At 41.6% G+C, this 22,434-nt stretch carries 20 protein-coding genes and 1 pseudogene; 11 read left to right on the top strand and 10 right to left on the bottom strand.

The window, feature by feature from the left end; translation table 11 throughout:
- Positions 1-57: 57 nt before the first annotated feature.
- From CDG79_RS23095 to CDG79_RS23085, 3 genes are read right to left on the bottom strand one after another with little or no spacing between them, the layout of a single operon-like run.
- The gene (locus CDG79_RS23095) at positions 58-1,395 is read right to left on the bottom strand and encodes a thiamine pyrophosphate-binding protein (RefSeq protein WP_223278274.1); all 1,338 of its coding nucleotides are present in this window, start codon (positions 1,393-1,395) and stop codon (positions 58-60) included.
- Positions 1,389-2,216 carry a type 1 glutamine amidotransferase domain-containing protein gene (locus tag CDG79_RS23090; RefSeq protein ID WP_094344218.1) on the bottom strand — a complete coding sequence of 276 codons (828 nt, stop codon included), beginning with the start codon at positions 2,214-2,216 and terminating at the stop codon, positions 1,389-1,391. The genes CDG79_RS23095 and CDG79_RS23090 overlap by 7 nt, the downstream gene beginning before the upstream one ends.
- 37 nt (positions 2,217-2,253) lie before the next feature.
- Complete coding sequence (locus CDG79_RS23085; RefSeq protein WP_094344217.1) at positions 2,254-2,937, bottom strand: DJ-1/PfpI family protein; 684 nt, start codon at positions 2,935-2,937, stop codon at positions 2,254-2,256.
- 519 nt (positions 2,938-3,456) lie between these two features.
- On the opposite strand from CDG79_RS23085, the gene CDG79_RS23080 reads away from it, so the two are divergent.
- Positions 3,457-4,173: an NHLP leader peptide family RiPP precursor gene (locus CDG79_RS23080; RefSeq protein WP_094344216.1), complete on the top strand. Its 717-nt coding sequence runs from the start codon at positions 3,457-3,459 to the stop codon at positions 4,171-4,173.
- A 338-nt stretch (positions 4,174-4,511) separates the two neighbouring features.
- Positions 4,512-5,588, top strand: coding sequence for a GMC family oxidoreductase N-terminal domain-containing protein (locus CDG79_RS23075; protein ID WP_094344215.1), 1,077 nt, complete (start codon positions 4,512-4,514; stop codon positions 5,586-5,588).
- A gap of 569 nt (positions 5,589-6,157) precedes the next feature.
- Here CDG79_RS23075 and CDG79_RS23070 read toward each other — a convergent pair.
- Positions 6,158-6,349, bottom strand: a complete 192-nt coding sequence (locus CDG79_RS23070) for a hypothetical protein (protein ID WP_094344214.1) — start codon at positions 6,347-6,349, stop codon at positions 6,158-6,160.
- Between the two features lie 172 nt (positions 6,350-6,521).
- Here CDG79_RS23070 and CDG79_RS23065 point away from each other — a divergent pair, with 172 nt between their 5' ends.
- The 9 genes and pseudogenes from CDG79_RS23065 to CDG79_RS23025 all read left to right on the top strand — a co-directional run bounded on the left by CDG79_RS23065 (position 6,522) and on the right by CDG79_RS23025 (position 15,737).
- Positions 6,522-7,532, top strand: a complete 1,011-nt coding sequence (locus tag CDG79_RS23065; protein ID WP_442946252.1) for an ISAs1 family transposase — start codon at positions 6,522-6,524, stop codon at positions 7,530-7,532.
- 18 nt (positions 7,533-7,550) lie between these two features.
- On the top strand, positions 7,551-8,459 hold the full coding sequence (locus CDG79_RS23060; protein ID WP_143855559.1) for a CHAT domain-containing protein: 909 nt from the start codon (positions 7,551-7,553) through the stop codon (positions 8,457-8,459).
- A 15-nt stretch (positions 8,460-8,474) separates the two neighbouring features.
- A pseudogene (locus tag CDG79_RS23055) lies at positions 8,475-9,392 on the top strand (protein kinase domain-containing protein); the annotation flags it as partial.
- Positions 9,393-9,799: 407 nt separating this feature from the next.
- Entirely contained in the window at positions 9,800-10,285 is a 486-nt protein-coding gene (locus tag CDG79_RS23050; protein ID WP_223278272.1) for a two-component regulator propeller domain-containing protein, read from the top strand.
- Positions 10,286-10,314: 29 nt separating this feature from the next.
- Positions 10,315-12,102 (top strand): Hsp70 family protein, encoded by a 1,788-nt coding sequence (locus tag CDG79_RS23045; protein ID WP_094344212.1) that lies wholly within the window; start codon positions 10,315-10,317, stop codon positions 12,100-12,102.
- A 76-nt stretch (positions 12,103-12,178) separates the two neighbouring features.
- Complete coding sequence (locus tag CDG79_RS23040) at positions 12,179-13,489, top strand: clostripain-related cysteine peptidase (RefSeq protein WP_094344211.1); 1,311 nt, start codon at positions 12,179-12,181, stop codon at positions 13,487-13,489.
- A 100-nt stretch (positions 13,490-13,589) separates the two neighbouring features.
- Positions 13,590-14,531: a HipA-like protein gene (locus CDG79_RS42625; RefSeq protein ID WP_189525093.1), complete on the top strand. Its 942-nt coding sequence runs from the start codon at positions 13,590-13,592 to the stop codon at positions 14,529-14,531.
- On the top strand, positions 14,528-15,298 hold the full coding sequence (locus CDG79_RS23030) for an HIRAN domain-containing protein (RefSeq protein ID WP_094344210.1): 771 nt from the start codon (positions 14,528-14,530) through the stop codon (positions 15,296-15,298). The genes CDG79_RS42625 and CDG79_RS23030 overlap by 4 nt, the downstream gene beginning before the upstream one ends.
- A 61-nt stretch (positions 15,299-15,359) precedes the next feature.
- Positions 15,360-15,737: a hypothetical protein gene (locus CDG79_RS23025; RefSeq protein WP_094344209.1), complete on the top strand. Its 378-nt coding sequence runs from the start codon at positions 15,360-15,362 to the stop codon at positions 15,735-15,737.
- Between the two features lie 208 nt (positions 15,738-15,945).
- Here the strand turns inward: CDG79_RS23025 and CDG79_RS23015 are convergent, their stop codons facing one another.
- The 6 genes from CDG79_RS23015 to CDG79_RS22990 form a co-directional block, all read right to left on the bottom strand.
- Positions 15,946-16,560, bottom strand: coding sequence for an FHA domain-containing protein (locus CDG79_RS23015; RefSeq protein WP_094344219.1), 615 nt, complete (start codon positions 16,558-16,560; stop codon positions 15,946-15,948).
- An 800-nt stretch (positions 16,561-17,360) separates the two neighbouring features.
- A complete protein-coding gene (locus tag CDG79_RS23010; protein ID WP_094344208.1) occupies positions 17,361-17,999 on the bottom strand; it encodes a Uma2 family endonuclease in 639 nt (212 codons plus the stop codon).
- A complete protein-coding gene (locus CDG79_RS43945; RefSeq protein ID WP_094344207.1) occupies positions 17,990-18,952 on the bottom strand; it encodes an AAA family ATPase in 963 nt (320 codons plus the stop codon). The genes CDG79_RS23010 and CDG79_RS43945 overlap by 10 nt, the downstream gene beginning before the upstream one ends.
- Positions 18,940-20,022, bottom strand: coding sequence for a DNA-binding protein (locus CDG79_RS23000; protein ID WP_094344206.1), 1,083 nt, complete (start codon positions 20,020-20,022; stop codon positions 18,940-18,942). The genes CDG79_RS43945 and CDG79_RS23000 overlap by 13 nt, the downstream gene beginning before the upstream one ends.
- Positions 20,023-20,106: 84 nt before the next feature.
- Positions 20,107-21,360 (bottom strand): hypothetical protein, encoded by a 1,254-nt coding sequence (locus CDG79_RS22995; RefSeq protein WP_094344205.1) that lies wholly within the window; start codon positions 21,358-21,360, stop codon positions 20,107-20,109.
- Positions 21,361-21,367: 7 nt separating this feature from the next.
- Positions 21,368-22,429 (bottom strand): trypsin-like peptidase domain-containing protein, encoded by a 1,062-nt coding sequence (locus CDG79_RS22990; RefSeq protein WP_094344204.1) that lies wholly within the window; start codon positions 22,427-22,429, stop codon positions 21,368-21,370.
- Between the last annotated feature and the right edge of the window lie 5 nt (positions 22,430-22,434).

Raw genomic sequence — 22,434 nt, 5'->3', positions numbered from 1 at the left:
CTCAATGGCGATCGCAGTATTACATCAAGGACAATTGCCTATCCCATCCCTGAACCTTCACTGTTCAATAGCTTTAAAATCTGTAGTGCCTATTCCGCATAGCTTAGAGCTTTTCTTAGTGCCATTCGGTATGTACCGACAAAGTTCCGGAGAATTGGTAATGGCTTCATCGAAAATAATCGCATCTGCTGGTAAATGAGCAGCTAATTCCTCGGCAAAACGAGTCATGTGCAGAGGTACTGCATCCCGAACTGCCTTGTCAGCCTCCAGTCGAGCCACCGATTCCTGCTTTTTAGTCTCAGCTATTTGGCTAGCTCTGGCAAAAACCTCTTTTTTCTGTTCGGGTGTCAGAGTTGATTCAAGGGCGATCGCTAATTTGCTCAGACTAGTTTTCGGATCGCCAAGCAGCCCAAGATCCACCGGAAAATTCTTCGCTATTTCGTAAGTATTCAAGTCAATGTGAATTACTTTGGCTGAAGGAGCAAAAACTCCAGACAGCGCTGGGAATACCTCTGGAAAAACGTAGGTTCCAACAATCAAGATTACGTCTGCTTGGGATGTAACCCGACGACTATCATCGCCAAACATGTGACCTAGTAACCCTCCGAACAGAGGATGGCTAGCACTCATATTCGCTTCCGATGAGTCTGCTCCCCAGACTTGTCCGCCGATGAGTTCGGCCACAGATGTCAATTCAGCCTGGGCATCGGAAAAAGCTACACCATCGCCCATAATAATCAGGGGATGTTTAGCCGCGGCCAATAAACTTGCTGCTGTTTCCAGTTGCTCTGGTTCAGGAGCAACCCTTGTCACTGGAAAAGAAGTCGGAAAAACCTCTTCATAATTAACAGCATCAAGGATATCCATCGGTAGGGAGACGAACACCGGCCCCATCGGCGGCGTAGCAGCTATTTTGATGGCTCGGCGTAACACGCGTAACAAAGAAGAGGGATCGACGATCCTAGTTGACCATTTTGTTACAGGCTTGGCCATGCTGACTAAATCTGCTGCCATTTGGGCATCCATCGCATCGTAGCAGATACCAGATTCGCCAGCCAGGACTACTAATGGTGCATGACCGCGCATGGCCTGATAAATCATTCCAATGCCATTTCCTAAACCGACTCCACTATGGAGTTGGACAATCGTAGGCTTTTTGGTGGCGCGGGCATAGCCATCGCCAGCACCGACTGCGATTGTTTCTTGCAGTGCAAAGATATACTTAAATTCTGGATAATAGTCCTTTAACGCATCTAGGAAACCCTGCTCAACTGTGCCAGGGTTACCAAACATGTACTCTATACCATCTGCCAGAAGTTGTTCAATAATTGCAAAGCGACCATTTCTGTTAGCCATCAAAGGCTTTTCGTTGGTCTGTTTGGTCAAGCTTACCATCCGTACCGCCTCAGTCCTTTATCGAGAACTTCCACTAACTTCTGACCGGTTGTATAAGAGTCTGCGGTAGATCGACCTGTGATAAAGGGATAATCAACAATCACAGAGATTTCTTTGCCAAAATTACCGTGATATGCTCCGTCTGGGGCAGTAGCATCATGGAGAATATACTCTAGAGGATAGGGAGGTGGCCCCATGTTGATGTCTGCGCCGACAAACCCTGTACCATCTTTGTAATCATATTCTTTGCAATGACCTGTGACATGCTTACCGCGAATAATGCTCTTGCGGTCTGCTAGGTCACGAGCAAAGGCTAGACAAGTTACACCGTAGCATTCTGCGGCGATCGCTTTGCCCTTTTTGTAAAAGCTGAGAATCAAGTCATGAACGCGATGGTTATTGACTAAATCAACGATCGGGCCACTACCACCCACGATCAATAGTGCATCGTATTGATCCAAATCTGGCTGTATTTCGTCGAGAGCATTGTTGTATGCTTCCATTTCCCGCAGGAATTTTTCGGCACTCCAGTAAGGGCGATCGGGCAACCATTGTGACAGAATGATTGGGTTGTCTAACCGTGGATTTTTAGGATCTTCTAAGCGCTTGACTTTTTCAGCCATCTCTTGAGAGACAACTGGCCGACCTAAAGGTGGGTCAACATAAGTAGGGTCCATGCTTGGAGGAAGTGCTACTGGTCTTTTTCCTGTTGGAGTTGCAAAATCAACCTGATACCCCGCAGCATCAAAAGTTTCTAGGGGGCCTACCAGTTCTTCACCCCAATAACCATATTCCGATAAAATTATGAGAATTTTTTTCACAAGATTGTCTCCTAATCATGAATTTGTTTTGAGATAATTAGCTGGCAACTTTCAGCCTTGAAACTGAGGTAGTAGCTCTTCTGCCTGAGAAACGATTAGTGGCAATAGATAATTGTTGGATTTGTTCAGTAATCGCATCAATGAATGGTTCAACCTCGTGTTTGGAACGACCAGTCACAAGGTCACCGTCCACCACAACACCTGAAGGTGATGGAGTATAAATTGCACCAGCGTTGATGATATCTGCAAGGACTACCTCGTGGCAGATAACTTGTCGCCCTTTGAGCAATTCTGGTATTGGTGTCACAATCCAAAGACCGTGGCAAAGTGCGCCTTTAATAATCCTGGGATTTACCATTGCGCTGGCATAAAATTGTACAGCCGGTGAAGTGCGAACTTGTTCTGCACTGATTGGCTGACCTGTTGGTGGCTCAAAGTAACGTAGACGAACACTGGTATAGTTAGCGGACATAATCACAGCCGCATAATCGTTAACATCTACATTTTGAAAATCAATGTTTACGTCTATGGTTTTAGGTGTATTGCCCGTATCTTCATCACTGAAAAAGCGAACACTCGGCTGATTCCAGAGCCTAGACATCAGATGTACTGTTGCTTGAAGTTCTGAAAAGCGCTTTTGATATGCTTCAATTTCTTCAGGAATGAACTCACTTTCTAGAAGAATTGCGATTTTTTTCCCACCAAGGGATCTAGGTATCATATTGGTTCAATATTCTTAGGGTCACTAGATTCTTAATTTGGAATGTAGTTGACTTACTTTTAAGTCTTTATCTAAAAGTTTAGAGAGATAAATATATAACTACAAGGGTTAATATTTTGCAGGAGGTTGACATTTTTTATTTACTTGATTAAATGCTAACTCAATAAATATTACCTTCTGCCTCCAGCAAGAACTGCCTCCTGCCTCCTTCAAAGACTTTTTTGTCCCTTTTTGATTACTCCTGAGTAAATAATCGCTTGAAACCACTGCACCAAAACAATGTAACCTAGCTACGAAATTTTAACCCTTGTAGTCATTTTTTTTAGGTTTTAAAATAATGATAATCGTCAAACTAATAGAAGCTCATCTAACGACGGCGAAATAAGACAAATTCAGAAGATTTAGCGTCAAATTTACAGCACCCTAAATCCAGAAATTTGGTAGTCGCGGTCAATTAAACCGTGTAATACCAAACAAGTTTGATCTTTCCCATACCATTAATTTCAAGGATAGCTAATCATGGTTACAACAAACGCTCCTATTTCAGATACCTCTACTAACTTCCCTGAAGTTAGAAAGCTTTGGTCAGGTGTAGATATTACCAATTTTGGCCCTTATTATGAAGCTTTACAAACACGACTGATCGATCGTATTTGGAATGATGAATCACTCAAGCAGGAGATATTAACTAACCCAAAAACTGTTTTTGAAAGAGAAACCGGAATTACATTTCCTGCGGATACAGAAGTCAAAGTATTAGAAGAACCAGAAAACACTTTCTACTTTGTACTTCCTGCGACTCCACCAGTGGAAGAACATTGGTATCGATATGAACAGTTTTCTAGCTGGTGGCCAATTATCGATACTTTCTACTATTTTTATAACAGACTTGGTGGTACTACCAAAGCTAGAGCTTACAGAGAGTGTTTACAAGCGTTATGGATAGTTCGTTCTTGGACTAATGAAACTTTCCGTCAGCAACTCCTGAGCGATCCCAGATCAATATTTGAAGGAGAAATCGGAATACCCTTCCCTGCTGAACTGAAGATTCAGTCATTAGAAGAAACCTCAAATCTCATCTACTTTATTCTTCCTAAGAATCCCCAATTTGAGAAATTTGATAGCAGTGCGACTGTTGGTGAGTGGTGGAAAGCATCACATGGTTGGTGGTGGTGGTGTACTTCCTTGCGCTTCCGTCAACCTGCTATGAATACAGTAACAGGAGTAGTTGGGTAACTAGAGAATAAGTACGGCGTGTTAGCAAACACGCCCGAAATTACTCCTTATCTAAGTCTAAAAACTGCAATAATTCACTGATATTAAGGCGATTGTTATTAATGATAAATCTGAGTAAAAATAGAATTAATTACACTAGTACTGCTCTTAAAAAATTATTTAGGCGATACTTTTTGAGTAATATAATTTGTTTATTTACTGAGAAAAGATAACTGGAATTCCCTCTATATTAGTGTCTATCATCTAGCAGTTTCAACAAGAGAATAAACTCCTAAATTCTTTTGAACTGCTTCAGCTATTTCTAGTAATAATCTATCATCAACATTTGAATAACTTGTATGTTCAATAAAAAATTTCAGCGTCGCCACTTTATTCAGAGTGCTGCCCTATTTTCTGCGAGTTTAGCAGCCTCAGTTGCCTCTCCCATTCGGACTCGTGCTAGTGATGATTATATAGATGCACTAGTAATTGGTAGCGGTTTTGGTGGGGCTATTGCTGCTTTACGTTTGGGACAAGCTGGTGTTAACACATTGATTTTAGAACGAGGCAAGCGCTGGCCTATTACAGCTAGCCAAAATACTTTTGCTACTTTCAATAATCCTGATGGTAGAGCCTCTTGGCTAAATTCAACATCTGTGTTTTGTGATACTGTAGATATATATACAGGAGTCTTTGAAACACTACAAGAAAAAGGAATTATTGTTGTCAATGGTGCTGGTGTTGGAGGTGGTTCACTAGTTTATAACGCTATTACTTATAAACCTAAGCGCGAAATATTTTACAAGGTATTTGACCGTGCTACTGTTGACTATGATGAACTAGATTCGGTTTATTATCCTCGAGTTCAACAAATGCTGAAATCATCACCAATTCCACAGGATGTTTTAGCTACTACTTACTATGGCAAAACTCGATTTTTCCTAGAGAATGCAGACAAGGCAGGCTTGCCAAGTTTTCTCTTGAATCTAGCTGTAAATTGGGATACAGTTCGTCAAGAAATTAATGGCTCAAAAGTACCTTCTGTTATAGATGGTCAATGTTGGTGGGGAGTTAATAGCGGAGCAAAAAATAGTTTAGATCAAAATTATCTTCCCCAGGCAGAAAATACTGGTCATGTAAATCTTTTACCTCTACACGTAGTTACAGATATTGCCGAGATCCGTGGTGAGAAAAAATATCGTGTTTTCTGCAATGAAATCAATGAATCAGGGCAAATTATTCGGAAAAAAACCTTTACTTGCCGTTATTTATTCCTAGCAGCTGGCTCTGTTGGTACTTCTAAACTTTTAGTGAAGGCCAGAGAAAAAGGGACATTACCTTACTTAAACAACTCTGTTGGGAAAGATTGGGGAACTAATGGAGACAACATTACCATTAGATCGGACTTCAAAATTAAGTTGTTAATGAGTTTTTAAGGCTACGGCTACAGGTTAAGTATTTTCTCACATATGATTCCGGATTGCTATAGCCCTCTTCTGTCACTTTCCGGAAGGGCGATCGCTAGAAGCCTCATCAGGCAATCAATACAAGCTATACTATTAGAAAAAAATGGGTCTTGTATTTGTTATTAGGAAAAAATCTGGCGTAGGCGTAGCCCGTCGTAGACATCGCTTCCTGTACAAAAGCTCTGGAATTCAGAAATGACAAATATTTATTTATAGCAGCTGGTTCTGTCGCTACTTCTAAACTTTTAGTTAAAGCTAAAGCAAAAAACTTATTACCTATTTCCGGTAAGCAGCTTTCACCTAAGAGAGCAGGGGAGGTAGGGGAAGAAGAGAAGCAGGGGGGGAAAAAAATACCTCTCCTGCTCAAAAGGGGTCTCTGTTGCCCCGAAATTTATTTATGAGAAAGAAAAAATATTTTTTGCAAGACACGTAGTGCGAACGCGAGTGCGTCTCGTAGAGAGGAAAAAAGCGTCCTTATTTGAGAGCAACTAACTTTAGTTGTGGGGTTTGCTAAAAGATTGCTCCTCAACCTCCCCTCCTCAAGAACAGCTTTCTTGCTTCACCTCATCATCAGATGCTCGAACATGAACACCAAGTATCTCCCACCATTTCCTCTCGCTAGCTTGTGGTGGTAGTGCTTGATACCCCGCGAATGCTTGCTCTACTCCCCATCTTTCCATTCCGCGCATAGCTGCAATGTGTAAGCCAATGGCTCTGAGATTGTCTTTCACCTTAAGTCTGCGATGCCGAAGGCGGGCTACGCCTACGCAGTATGAAGCATAGTTCTTATCCCTGATTTGAAAATAAACCGCAACGCCCGGATCGTCAGTTTACACTGTACCTGTGTCCCAGATTACTGGACTTTATCAACTAGATTTATGGGTAGGGCTAAAAACAATTGTGATGGTAGTACGTTCGATTCAGCATTGGAATAAAACAACACAAGAGGTGCANCATTGGGAATACCCAGCCCAGATACTTGTTAGTTGGGTGTTTGAAAGAATTAACCCCAAAGAATTTGAGCAATGTTTTCGGCAGTGGGTTCAATCATTGGTTGAGAAACTGGGAGTAGAAGTAGTAGCCATAGATGGCAAAACTCATAGAGGCTCCTATGACCGAGAATCAAAACTAAAAGCCTTGCACACAGTTAGTGCGTGGTCGAGTGAACATCGTTTAGTTTTGGGACAAACAAAGGTCAGTTCTAAATCAAATGAAATCACTGCAATCCCAGCACTATTGGATATGTTAGACATCTCTGGCTGCATCATTACCATTGATGCGATGGGTACACAGAAATTGATTGCCGAGAAAATTATTGCAGCTGATGCGGATTATATTCTGAGTCTGAAAGAGAATCATCCCACACTGCATCAACAAGTCAAAAACTGGTTTGGGGCAGCAGAATCCATTGGATTTGAAGGTATCGATATCAGCATTAGTCAGCGTATCGAGAAAGGGCATAATCGCATTGAAAAGCGTACAGTTTACACTGTACCTGTGTCCCAGATTACTGGACTTTATCAACTAGATTTATGGGTAGGGCTAAAAACAATTGTGATGGTAGTACGTTCGATTCAGCATTGGAATAAAACAACACAAGAGGTGCAATTTTACATTACTAGTCTCGTCAGTGATGCAAACAAAATTGCTAGTGCAATTCGCCAGCATTGGGGAATAGAAAATTCTGTTCATTGGACATTAGATGTTACCTTTCATGAGGATGAGTCCCGAATTCGTTCTCTGCACAGCCCACAAAACTTTGCTTTACTACGTCGTATTGCCCTGAATGCATTAGAGCGAGAATCATCTTTTCATCGCAGTATTCGCCAAAAATCACGACGAGCAGCTATGAACGATCGCTATATGCTTTCTGTGTTGGCTGCGGCTCTCTCAAACTCAGTAACTCTGCCATAATCCCCCTGTCAATAGGGTTTGAGACGCGCTAACCCTGCTGAAGTGATGCCGTTTCCTTGGGAGGTTTTGTTTGAGGGAACTGAAGAGGACTATGAACAGGGAAATCCTGAAATGTTTTGGGGAATGCGCTACACCCCGGCTCGGATTCTCAACCCAGAAAAAGATATTACAGATTATGTTTTGGAGCAAGCACAACCTTCTGATATGTTATTTTGCTTGCATCACAGATTGCTTCATGCCCATAAAAAGGAAAGGCCAGAAATTGAAAAGTTGGTGAGGGTGACAGCAAAAGACCGCTTTACGTTGCTGGGGACAGCTTGCAATTTGACAAATGGTAAATCCTGCGACCCTTTGGGTGATGATTTACTCAAATATCTTTACAAGGCTAGCCACAATATGTTGCATTTTGCTTGCCATTGTAAGGAGAATAGGCGGGGGGATAAACTGCTGATTTCTTTTATTCAAGATGAAGAGATTACAGAAAATGGCTTGGTTTTGGAGTTAGAAACTTACAAATTTTTGTTGCGCCAGGGGAAATTTCTCTGTCAGCCGTTGGTGTTTCTCAATGCTTGTCAGTCGGCTGGGGGTGTGGATGAGTTACGGAGGACTTTCAATTTACCCAACGTGTTTATTCAGCATAGTGCAGCGGCAGTAATTGCTACGGCTTGTCCTGTTCCAGATATGTTTGCGGCAGCATTTGCAAAAGTGTTTTATGAATTTTTTCTGCGGGGTCAGGTGGTAAAAGATGAAATAACTGGGGAGAAATTCGTTAAGATGATGACAATCGGAGAGGCATTACGAGCTACAAGATGCTATTTTTTAAAGGAGTATAATAATCCTTTGGGGTTGGCTTATGGGGTTTATAGTCCGGCACACTATAGAATGAACTATCTGCCATACACAATAAGCCTTGAACTTAAGATTTGAGACATTAAAAACATTATGGAGGTTTATTGCAACAAACAACACGCGAACAAAGAAGGTAACCGCTTTTGCACTCACTGCGGTGAACCATTGCCTCTTGCTGTGGGTCAAGTTGTTGATAACCGCTATCAAATTATCCGTCATCTAGGACAGGGCGGCTTTGGACGCACCTATTTGGCGGAGGATAGAAATAAATCCCATCAAACTTGTGTGCTGAAGGAATTTGCACCCCAAGTACAAGAACATCAAGATTTACAAAAAGCTAAAGAGTTATTTGAGCGAGAAGCCAATGTTCTAAAAAAACTCCAGCATCCACAGATTCCGCGTTTTCACGCCTCGCTACAAGTGAAAATAGGTACTAAAGATTTTTTCTTTCTAGTCCAAGATTATGTGGATGGTGACAATTATTACCAATTATTAGAACAACGCGAGAGCCAAGGAAAGACTTTTAGTGAAGAGGAAGTAATCACTCTACTGCAACAGATTTTACCTGTATTAGCCTACATCCACTCACAAGATGTAATTCACCGTGATATCTCTCCCGATAATTTAATCTGGCGGCGTTCTGATAATTTGCCAGTGCTAATTGATTTTGGTGGCGTTAAGCAATTGCCAGCTGCTCAAGGTTTTGGGTACACTAAGCTAGCTGGAAATAATACTTTGCTGGGTAAAAAAGGCTACGCTCCAGAAGAACAGTTACGGCAGAATAAAGCATATTTTAGTAGTGATTTATACTCTTTAGCGGTGACAGCCTTGGTGTTGCTCACAGGTCAAGAACCGCAAAAATTATACGACACCTATCAGGGAATTTGGGGATGGGGAAAGGAAATCCGAGTTAGTCCCAAATTGGAAGCAGTGTTAAAAAAGATGCTGGCTTATAAACCGAGCGATCGCTATCAAAGAGCAGAACAAGTTCTCAAAGATTTACCATCACCACAAAATTATGTTAATTACAACCGCGAACAATTTCTTACTTTTTTGAAAAATGTATGGATTCAAGGTGTTCTAGAGAAAAACTTACAGGAAGGACGAGTACTGACTTCCTTAAAACTTGAGCAACGGCTCGATGCGGTGACTAATTCTTCGAGAGCATCTTTGAAAAGTTTTGACCAAGTTCGGCAAACTTTGCCACTTGGTGCAAGAGTTATCGACCTGTTCTATCAGTTAGATAAAGGCCGCACACTTTTAATTTTGGGCAATCCACGAGTGGGCAAAACTACAGTACTATTAGAACTTGCATCTGAACTAATTAATCGTGCGGAGCAAAATATAAATCAGCCTATTCCTGTTATATTTAACCTCTCTAGTTGGAAAAAAAGGGAAAGTATTGTTAACTGGCTGTAATGGGATGGCTACAAGCAATTACCCAAGATGTCACAGGCCATGTTTGGCTAGGTACTTCGGCAGGATTGTTGTTATATAAAACTGATACAAAACGACTGACTTCAATTACTGGTAATTTAGGTAGTGCAGATGTGCGATCGCTACTAGCAATTAATAGAGATGAGTCGGAACAGGTTTGGGTGGGTACAAGTCAGGGGTTATACATAGGCAATGTTGACAACTGGCAACCAATACCTGAGCTTGAGAATCGAATCATAACAGCCTTGGTATGGGATAGCAACAATAGTAGTTTATGGGTTGGGACAGACAGAGGGCTATTTTGTTTACTAAGTCAGGGTAATAGCTGGAAAATCAACGAATTTAACATCCACAATAGTGGCTTAGGAGCAAATCGAGTTATAGCACTGACCATCAGCACTGGTGAAGATAAAGAGACTAAATTATGGGTAGGTACACCTTCTGGTTTAAGTTGCTACACATATTAAAAAATATAAAATTGAAAGGGGAGTAGACGATGAGTGAGGTAGATATTTTAGGGATTGATTTAGGGACAACCAATTCAGCGATCGCAATTTGGGAACCAGACACAGGACAGGCGAGAGTTTTATCCAACTCAGAAGGCGATCGCCTCACTCCCTCTGTTGTGATGTTCGATACCGAAAAAAATCAACCCATTGTCGGTAAATCAGCTTTGGGTTTCATCACCACTCACCCCAACCAAGTCATCTACTCTGTAAAACGCTTCATGGGCTGTACCTTTCGTGACGAACGGGTACGCATCGACCAAACTCAAGTTACTTATACTATTGCAGAAATGCAGCAGAGCAAAGTTGCTGTTCGTGTTGGTGAAGAAATTTTTACACCTCCACAGATTTCTGCCGAAGTACTGCGTAAGCTGAAAAAAGATGCTGAGGCAACTTTGGGTAAAACAATCTCCCAAGCTGTCATTACTGTTCCAGCTTATTTTAGTGAATCTCAGCGTCAGGCTACCAAAGAAGCCGGAGAATTAGCTGGGTTACGAGTTCGTCGAATAATTAATGAACCAACGGCTGCGGCTTTAGCGTTTGGCTTGGGTACAGAACCCCAAACAGTCGCGGTTTATGACTTGGGTGGTGGTACATTTGATATTTCAATTCTGAGAATTGAACATGGTTTGTTTCGGGTAAAGGCTACTAGCGGCGATACCCATTTAGGTGGGGATGATTTAGATTTAGCAATTATGAGTTGGATGCAGAAAGCGTTCAAGCAGCAGCATGATGTAGATTTACCTATTGCAGAAGATAATAGCTTGCGTTCCCAATTCAGAAAAACAGCAGAAATTGCCAAAATTGCCCTGACTCAAGCCACAGAGTATCAAATTAGTATTCCAAACCTTTTTGCTGTAGAAAAACAGTATTTGGGGCTAAAAGCAACATTAACTCGTATTGAGTTAGAAAAACTTGTGCAACCTTTTATCAACCGCACCTTAGATATCTGCGATGCAACTTTGAAAGAAGCAAAGTTGCAAGCCACAGACATTGACCAAGTATTATTGGTTGGTGGACAAACCAGACTACCTGCTATTAAGAAAGCACTGCGCGATCGCTACGGTTGGACAATCAACGACTCTGTAAATCCAGACGAAGCTGTAGCCAGAGGTGCGGCAGTTCAGGGGGCAAGATTATGTGGTTATCTTCGGGAGGAGGTGAAACTCTGGGACATAACACCCTTGTCCTTGGGAATTGAATTGGCTAACAGCAAGATGGATGCGATTATTCGTGCTAATGAACCGATACCAGTTACCAAGTGGCGCAAGGGTTCCCAAGCTTTTACTACTCAGCGCGACGGACAAGCAAGTATCCGCTTTCGCATTTATCAAGGTGAACGACCAATTGCAGGGGACAATGAATTTATTGGTGAAGTGGTTCTCAACCTAGCTACTACTCGTCCGGCTGGGGAGGTTCAGGTTAATTGTATGTTCAAAGTTGACCATGATGGCATTCTCCATGTTTTGGCGGAAGATATCACCACCGATGGACAACCTGTAGAGAAGACATTTGACCGCTTTTATCGCTTGACTCAACAAGAGGTAGACCAGAAACTTGAAGAAGCGAAAGTGCATGAAAATGAAGACGCTGTTACCAATCGAATTTTTCAGTTAGAAGAAGAAATAATCCGACTGCAACGTGTGATTAATCAAGATAAAACATCTGACAATCTGCTGTTAGAAACTTTAGAAAGCTTGAAAGCAGCTATTAATAGCCGCGACGTTAACCAAGCAGAGGCACTACTTACCGAACTCAAAAGCAAAATCATCAACTAATAGTTTGTGGAATTTGCGGTAATCGCAGCGATAGATTTGTATAAAAAGAAGAACTCTAAATGCAGAATGTTGAAACATGACTCAAAATAATCGTCGCTGGACTATGATGGTCTACATGGCCGGGGATAACGGCAAGGTTTTCGAGCAACTTCAAGGTAAAAGGCTGATGGCTCCGATGGAGGCGCAAGGCTATCAAGATATTGCAGAGATGGAAGCTGTCGGGTCTACTCCAGATGTGGCTGTTTTGGTGCAGTTTGATACTCTATCTGACCGCGAACACACATATCGTATATATATTCGCCCTTCAGAAGAACCCAGGCAAATTGAGAATATCCCAGAGCAGAATATGGGTGATCCTCGCGCATTACGGGACTTTATTGTTTGGGGAATTGAGAATTATCCAGCCGAAAACTACGCAGTAATTCTGTGGAATCACGGTACTGGCTGGAAAGAAGATGACATCTATGCCTTTGCGCGATCGCGTGGTGTTGAAATTCAGGCAAGTCAGGATGAAGTGCGATCGCTTACCCGAAATAATCGAAGATTGTCTCGTGCTTTTTTCCTTTCCTCAATTACGGAAGTGCTGCAACTGGAGGATGAAGATTCACGAGCGATCGCTTTTGATGATTCGTCTTTAGACTTCCTGGATAATGCCAAACTTCAGCAGGCTTTTCAGGAAGCAGAAGCGATTACGGGTAAAAAAGTTAGCTTAATTGGCATGGATGCCTGTTTAATGGGCATGGTGGAAGTGGCTTACCAGTTGCGAACAAATGCTAATTATATGGTTGCATCGCAAGAGGTAGAACTCCTAACAGGTTATCCCTATACAGCAATTTTGCAGAATTTAACCGCCCATCCAGAAATGACATCGGAAGTATTGGCAAAGTTAATTGTACAGGAGTACGGGCGTTACTATGAGGGAGAATCGCGGGGCAGTGTCACTCAAATTACTCAATCAGCGACTAATTTGAGAGTGGTTGAAAAACTAGCTGAGGCGTTGGGAAGATTGGCAGATATTTTGCGTCAATTGGTGGTAGAAGAAGATATTTATACTGAGAAAGCGCTGTACCATGCTCAACGTAAAGCCGTGCGTTTTAAGGATAGTGACTTTGTAGATTTATATGACTTTTTAACTGTTTTACGGGATAAATATGCTGGGGATAGTGATGAATTAACCCAGGTTATTGATGAAGTGATGGATTTGATGATTGTTAAAGTTGAACCGCAATTAATTTTAGCAAATATGACTTCAGGTGTGAGATTTGAACGTGTGAAGGGGCTGTCGATTTATTCGCCAATGAGAGGTTATTGTCAGTTTTACGAGAGGTCAGATTTTGCTAGTTGTGGGTGGGGAGAGTTTTTACAGAGGCTTAATGATTTGGTTTAAGGATTGCGTATCAAGCGGAAGTAAAATATTTTGACCCAGTTAGATAGGAAAATATAGCATTATTTTGTTTCAAGGTGTTAGCCTGCGATATCTTCGATTTATGACCTCGGAATTTCCAATTTTACTTGTTACACAAAAAGCTTATGAAGCATCCTCAAATGAAACTTTAGGTAGCAAATATAAGTTTTGGTTTGACCACGAAGAACTTGGTCGTTGTCTTTATAAGCAAAGCCGAGAAAACCTGGGGGAAGACTGGGCAGAAAAAGTCGCATCAGAATTATGCGAACTATTGGGACTTCCCCATGCTGTTTATGAATTGGCTTCAACTTGGGAAGGCGATGGCTTTGCCCGCCGCAGGCATCGCGGTGTAGTCTCACCCAACTTTTTACCACAAGGGGGGACGCTTGTTCATGGTAACGAGCTTCTTTCCTCAATTGTGCCGAACTACCCTGCGTTTGGGACTTATGGTATATCACAACATACAATAGATGTAGTGCTGAGGGCGATCGCAGGCAAATCTGTAAATTTACCCATTGATTGGACACCGCCCTCTGGCATCCAAACAGCAGTAGATGTGTTTGTTGGCTATCTTCTGCTAGATGCGTGGATTGGTAATGGAGACCGTCACCACGAAAACTGGGGGATTGTCCGAATGAAAACAGCATCGACTTCAGAAGAAACGGAACACCTAGCACCTACTTACGACCATGCTTCAAGTTTAGGACGCGACCTTTCTGACTCTCAAAGACAGAAACGCTCAGTTGAGGCTTATGCAAACAAATGTTTCTCAGCGTTTTATGGCAGTGTTGATAATAGAAAGACTCTTAAAACTTTTGATGTGTTCTCACTCGTTGCTAATCGCTATCCCGAAGCAGCTTGTGTGTGGTTGGCGCGACTTGAAAATATTTCCAAAGCCAATATTTTAGATATTTTTAATCGTATTAACCTCTCCCGCATCTCTCCCGAAGCGAGTAATTTTGCTCAGTCCATTCTGGAAATCAATAAACACAGGCTACTTACGTTGAGGAAAACACTATCTTGAAGACAACGAAAACATTATTTTTAGCTTGGCAAGACCCTATTAGTCGCTTTTGGTTCCCTATTGGTCGGTTAACATTTGACCAAGGTATCTATCAATTTGTCTATACCCAAGGTGTAAAAGAGGCTGAAGAGAAATCTGCTTTTAAAGCTTTGTCGTCCTTTCCACGCTTAGATGAAATCTATACATCAACTCAATTATTTCCAGTTTTTGCTAATCGGTTAATGTCGCGATCGCGTCCCGATTATTCAAGTTTTATTGAATGGCTCAATATTCCGAATGATGAAAATGACCCAATTACAATTTTAGCCCGCACTGGTGGCGAACGAGAAACAGATACACTCGCTGTTTTTCCTTGTCCAGAAGTTGATGAACAAGGACAATACCATCTTTACTTTTTCTCGCATGGGCTGCGACATCTGCCAAGCAGTGCCATTGAGCGGATTAATCAGCTTGAATTTGGGGAAAAGTTATGGCTAGCTCACGAATTTCAAAATCCCTACGATTCTCAGGCTTTAATTTTAAACACAAGAGACCATTATATTGTTGGTTATTGTCCGCGATATTTGCTGGCAGAAATTTTTGAGTTGCTTCGACAAAATTCTAACTTAGAGGTGCGGGTAGAGCGTGTCAATCAACCTCCAACTCCGCTCCAATTTCGCCTGCTGTGTAAAATGAGTGTCGATGCGATCGATGATTTTCGACCCTTTTCCAGTTCTCAGTATCAGCCACTTATTGCAGAGATGATGGCTGTGATAAAATCTACTTGAAAGGTAGCAAAGCTATAATTAGGATAAAAGACAAGCAGATAGCGCCGATGAAGAATCACATATGGCAGAATTAACGATTCAAATTTCTGATGAACTAGCTCAACGTTTAGAACCTCTGCAAAATCGCTTACCTGAATTGCTTTGGCAATTGTTAGACGTTGCTAATTTACCAACAAATTCTCAGCCAACAATCAAAACAGAGACGACAGATATTCCCGCAGTTTATCAAGAAGTTCTTGATTTTTTAATTAAGCGTCCAACTCCAGAAGAAATTATTACTTTTAAAGTCTCACCCCAAGCTCAATCGCGGTTGTCAGAATTATTAGAAAAAAACCGAGCTGCAACACTTAGTCCAATGGAATTAGCTGAGTTAGATGTTTATGAGCAATTAGAACATATGATGATTTTATTAAAGGCACGAGCTTTAAAACGCGATTAGCTAAGATGACATCTAATTCAATTTCTGCGGAATTGCGTAAGCTTGTAATACAGAAAGCTTCAGGATGTTGTGAATATTGCTTAATACATCAGGATTTTTCAATTTATAGGCCAATACAGTTCAGTTAGCGCCAAAAACCTAATCTACAATTATCCTTAACTATTTGTTGTCTCGCATAGAACAACTGAGACTTGTAGGTATATGAGCTTTACTGTGGGTGATCACCACCATTGGGCATTATTAAGACACTTACAGCCGCAGCCAGAGATGTTCCACACCAAAGACAACCGACTTGTAGATTTTCCAGTGGGGAGACTTTATGACATTTGGGGCATTCTAAGCCATAAACTCCTGGTGCTGATGGCGGGGATGCGGGTGAATGCTGGTTATATCTAATTTGTACCTGTGGTTGCTGGCTTATGGGGAGTCTGGTAGATTGGTTAGTGTCGATTGCTTGAATTGGTAGTGTCAAAATTGTTGCAGGAATACTGTTGATTGCAATAGCAGTGACTTTGACTTCCATTTGTCCCAATTTGATGATGCTACCTTCTCTTAAAGGCAGTTCACCTTGGACTAGTTGTTGTTGATCTACTAAAGGGGGATTTGGTGATCGCAGGTTGCGGATGTAAAATCTTTGCTGCTGCGAGTTAAAAAATATTTCTACGTGCAGACCGGATACAGTAGGGTTACTAACAATAATGTCGCATCGGAGTGGATCTCGACCGATGCGGACAGTTCCAGGATTTTTGCTTGGCTGTTGTTCGTAAATGTTCTGAGTTATATCTTGACCTGCATCGTGCCACTGTAAAGTTAGTGCATTCATCATTCTAGCTGGAAAAGGATAAGAATAGCCATAACCTCTATGAGTGACTTTTAGCTGCTCAGGAATAGGCAAACTTACTCCCATGATTTCTATCTGACTCCTTCGTATCAGCATTTCGCCAAACTGCTCTGCTGCCTTCTCTAAATCACCACGAGCAAAAATTTCTATTCCACGACTATAAACTAGTAATAGCTCAAAACCAGCCTCCTTGAGTGCTTCTGCAAAAGTCTCCACCAACGAAGCAAGCCGCAAAACTTCCCCCATATCATCGTGCTGTAGCCTCTCACTCAACCTCTGCGCCAACTCCCGCGCTACCTCATCTGGCTTAGTATAAGCCAACGCTGTCCACTCCTGAGCTTCTCGTAAATCCCGCATATCTGCGTCATCATCCGTTAATCTCTGCGCTACATAATCTAGCAAAAACTCCCCCAACTGATCAAATCTTTCCTGCCCAAACTCCTCCTTCAATTCCCGCAACAACAAATTTCGGTCAGCAATATCCATCTCATACATCTCATAACCCACTTGCCTACACAACCGCGATAGCAACACATGAGCTACCGCAGTCCAAGGGGCTTCAGGGACAAAATTTGCCCAAATTTTGTAGAGTAAATCGGGTGTAAGTACCAAAGGAAACGCCGCATGACGAGCCAAGTTGCGGTGTGCTTCCCCAAACTCCTGGGCAAACCCTTCAACCCTTCTTTGGGCGATTCGTATTTCCCGCTCCTTGTTTGTGGTAGGCATCAAATAACCTCAACTGACTGCCATTGCAAATAACTCATTCCAAATAAAAGGCACAATTAAATATTATCCCGCAGCCAATTTCTAAAAGCTTGAATTGCTTGGCTGCTACCAACAACTTGACTTTGCTGGACATATTGATTTACTAGCTCAATCATTGGAATATCTGGAAAAGTAGGACTAAAATTTGACTCTACATATTTTCCACCTTGCAAGACGTTAATTTGTAAGCCTTGTTTTCCATATCGCCAAAGTTCTGGTACTCCCAAAATTTGGTAATTATCCAATTGCGTGCGAGAAGTTAAATCAATTTCTATGGCTAAGTCTGGGGGTGGGTCTACACTTAAATTTATGCGATTTTTACCAATAACTGCCGCTTGATTTTGAATGTAAAAACAAGTATCCGGTTCTACTCCCTGACTCATTTTTTGGTTTTTTAGGGTGGTTGAACCTAAAGCATCATAATTGATACTTAGTTCATTCAGTAAAATTTTGACTATATCGCCAATAATTTCTTTGGCTTTTTCATGTTCGGGTAAGGGAACCATAATTTCTAAAAAACCGTGACTATAGGAAATTCTGGCAGCGCGATGTTCTCCTAATTCCGCCAAAATATTTTCAAATTGCTGCCAGCTAACGTCCTCAACTAACAGTTGCTGTCCCGGTTGAATCCTCAATTGTCTTAACTCTAAAAGCATAAAGATTCATTCAACTCTTTTACTACAATATATCGACCCCGCAAGACACTAATTGCCGCATTCATCCCCTGCGGACTCATTTCAAACATCGGCACAAAACGGGCAATTTCCCCAGCAGTTGTTTGTCGCCAGCATTCACTCGGCATCGGGTTGAGCCAAGCATAATAACGCACCGACTGCTGTAACTGCTCAATCCATACCTTAGTATTATCAACCCGTTCTTGGTCAAAATTCCCCCGTGCTGCTCCACCATCGCTAACAATTAATACCGCCGCTCGTTCGCCAATTTCCTCTAACACTTCAGAAACAGCCTTGGCATCAAGCATTGCCGGGTGACGGTATAAGTATTCATTTGGGTAGTCGTGAAAATAAAATACATTGGTTGTTCTCAATCGTCCTCCCTGTTCTGCCGTTTCCACCAACTGGCGCGATAAATCGGGAAACGGCACCATCGAGCCTTCTTGGTCAATTAGTAGCACCAAATCCGTGCGATTGCTACGTGGTGGAATCAGCACAGGTTGGAGTAAAATCCCCTCACGCCCAATTTTTGCCACCGTCGCTTCAATATCTAATTCTGTGGCTACTCCTTGGCCGACTTTGGAATTGCTAGCTTCATTCATGCGAGCAAGTTGAGCATCATGTAAACGACCAACAGCGTCGTAAGTGTAGAGTCCATCCCTGGCTCTAGTTGTAGACTTAATATACCAAGTTTCGTAGGGTAAGCCCAACTCATAAGCTACCGCCTGCGCTAAAGTGGTTTTACCGCATCCCGGTTCACCTTTGAGCAGTAAGGGACGTTTTTCTAAGAAAATGGCAAGGTTAACTGCTTTAATAAGTTCTGAAGATGGCAAGTAAGGAGAAAGCCCATACTTTTGGCACTCTTGGGGTGAAATTGGCTTGCCAGCATAATATTGCTTACCATTGGCGGTGAGTACACTTGCTAAATCAACCATTTCGCTAACTCTCCTTCCCAACTATGACCACAGTGGCAGCAAATTTCTTCATAAACAAATTCTGGGACACCGTTTTCTGTCTTCTCTAACAATATTTTGGCTGTTAATCCAGTAGGTATTCGCATACTCTCCATCGCCATTACCATGTCAATCCAATCATCCAAAACATCTAACCCAAAGGGACTAACGGGTGGTAAGTGCAGAGGGATGCGGGGATACTCCGGTTCATCAAATTGCTTTGCCAACAGGACATTTGACTCACAAACACTGCCGCTATTATCTACCAGAAACATTAGTAAATGTGTATTATGTTGAGTAGGAAGGGAATTTGCTTCAACTTGTGTCACCAGTGGTTCCCAAAATTCTTGCAGCCATGCCACTAGAACCTTTGGCGGCATATAATCCACGGTGTAAAATATCAAAATCACATCTTTAGTTAGCAGGCGATCGCAAATTTTGTGAGTAATCTCCTTTGGTTTTACATCTTTCGGTAAACGAAACCAAGATGCTAGCTGTCGCCACAGGTGAGGGATACTTCTACCTGCACCGTTGTGACTTACGTCGATTTTAATTGGCGAGATATTTTTCCACTCTGGCTTCAACCGGAACAAACGATTTACCAAAAGTTGCTGTCCGCAGTAAGGTTCGCCGTGAACTAAAAAAGCAGCAGTTCGGTGTAATTCCATAACTTTTTTAACTAGCCGCGCCTGTGATTTGAAGTCCATTTGCAACAGCAGGTCAAATAGTAAATGCGCTGGTGTTTGGAAACCTTGAAACTCTGTAATAATTTTATCAATGTTTATCTGGATATCTACGCCGACATCTTTACGGATTTCTGTTAGTAAAGCACAAATTGCAGGTTTGCCGGGGGTAATTTCGCTATAGATATCCAGTACCTTAACCATATCAGTTATAAAAATATCTTTTGAAGTATTCCATGTAATACGCTTGGATATAGTTTCATTAAGACCAAAAGCTTTTGTTAAATAAGATTGGCAATCCTTCTCATCCTTGAAATGTTGGGTGAGAAGAGGCAATATTTTTTGCATTAAATCACTATTTATTGCCATGTTTTAACTAACTGCAAAAAAATTAAAACGTAAGATATCCGATAAATTCCGAGTCAGGTTGACCTACTGACTTAGAACTGCTCATTAATATCGCTGACCTCTATAAGTTGCGAATGCCCCTCTACAAAAGCCATTAACACGACCCCATCCATCTACATCAAGTCGTGAAGCTGTTGAATCGAAAATCCAAAGTAACTGTTCTAGAGAAGGATATAAATCCAGAAGCCACCGTGAAGAATTACGTATAAATTCTTGAATAACTGGAATTGCTTCAAAAGCATACAGATAACGCCCCCTCAATGTCAGGATTCTCTCCTCCGGTAAATACTCAGGTTTTTCAGATTCGATGTCTGCTAGACCTAGCAAAAATTCTCCTCGATAGAAGGCAGTATCTGCATCCATTACAAACTCATCAATCCAAGGAAGCAAAACTTGTTTAATTCTTTCAATAACAGGCACAGAAGAAGTCCTACATAAAATAGTATTAAATATTGAATCTGAGTAATGATAAAGATAGGTCAAAGTACAAGTTAGAGGAAGATTAGGAAGGAAATCTAATTGTCTATTTAGTTGAATACTTAAAATATCTCTGAGTAACTGGTTTCGATTCTCTTCAACTCCCAAGATAAACACCATATATGTTGCAAGTGCTAAAGGATATAACCTAATAAATCTGCTTTTTTCATCTGGAAATTTATTTTGAGAGGGTAAAGCCTGATTTGCAATAATTTTGAATGCTCTAAGCAGCGATGGTACATACTGTGAATTATGGTCATGATAAATAATTCTTGCAATGATTTGCAGAAATGGTTCACTTTTTGCTTCCAAATACTCAATACATTGCAAACACTGAGACTTATTATCAGTTGATATTACTACAGGACAAGCATCAATTTCACCCTGCAAAACCTTAACTAAATCTTTTGCCTCTTGCAGCAATAACCTTTCCAGAGGAATTGAGGCATTATTAGATAAATATTGGTCAACTTGTTGAATAAGAGTATTAGAAATACGGGATGTATTACAAATATTTTCTGCTCTAATATCCTTTAGCAGCTCATCTATACTTACCTTTACGTCTTCGCCTACGTCCTCACGAATCACTTCTAACAAAGCACAAAGTGCAGGTTTACCAGGAGAAATTTCCCCAAAGGCAACTAATTCATTTATCAAATTAGGAATAAAATTATTCGTGGGCGTGTTCAAAACCAGATGATACTGCACAGGCGTATTAGTCCCCAATGCCCTGATTAAATACCCCCGACGCTGGCTTTCGTTCTCCATCAGGGGTCTAAGTAAGGGTAATATTTTTTGTATTAAGTCGCTACTTATCGCCATTGTCTAACTATCTCGATAAATGGGCGTAAATCTCCGGTGCATTTTTCTGGAGGTCATTCAACAATGCGATCGCACTTGTTCCTGCATTACGTAAATACCTTTGTTGGGTATTTGGTTCTACTAACATACCACCGCTATGGTGAATACCAACCACCTGAAAATCATCATCGAAAACAGGCGACCCCGATGAACCTGGTTCTGTACTAGTAGTATATTGCAATACTTGATTATCGGCGTAAGCAACAAAGTTATTCTGTATGGAGATTTTCTTCAAATGACCGCCAGGATGCTGAATAATTGCTACGCGGTCATCTCGCCGCATTAATTTACTTTTGAAGACTAAGGGTTTGCCGAAGTCGGGTACTTCTTTCAGGGTTACTACTGTATAGTCCAGTTCTTCGTTAGTGTAAAAAGCACCATCCGGTAAAGCCCCAATAATCTGTGTTGGGCATTCTTTACCGTTGATATCCAGTTGATAGTTGAAGCTAAAATTACTTTTTTCCGCTACTTCCTGAGTTTTAATAACGTGATTGTTCGTCATTAGTAAATCAGGTGCAATCATAAACCCTGTACCCGCACCTTTTTGAGTAGCAATACGCACCACAGCTTCTGAGGCTTCTAGAGCTAAGTTTAAAATGTAGATATCGCGTAATGTATTTTCCCCAATAATCTTTTCTTTGATATCAGCGGTACTATCCATTCCCTTCCAGTTGCCAATTCCACGGCTAGGACTGACTGGAACATCAAGCGGGTAGTTCTGAAATAGTTCTACGATAAAGTCTTTATCTTCATCCCCAGTGTAAGGCTGAATATAGTTGAGGAAGACAGCAAGGGCTTCTTTATCGTAAGCGACTCGTCCAAATTGAGCTAAAAATCGCACCACTTCCACAGAAACACCCATCGGCGCACCATCCAAATCTAACCGCGCTAGGATAATATCTGCTTGGGCTACACCTTGTAATGCACCTGCGACTAAACGACGGCGATCGCGCACGTTAGCAAAGTCTGGTAAATTCTGTACGATACGGGTAAGGCGTTGGAAGTCAGGTGTGGATAGCTGTACGGTCACGGTTA

The organism is Nostoc sp. 'Peltigera membranacea cyanobiont' 232, from assembly GCF_002245985.1.
GTDB lineage: Bacteria > Cyanobacteriota > Cyanobacteriia > Cyanobacteriales > Nostocaceae > Nostoc.
Note: the sequence above shows the minus strand (reverse complement) of the source record. Positions and strands in the feature narration are given on the sequence as shown.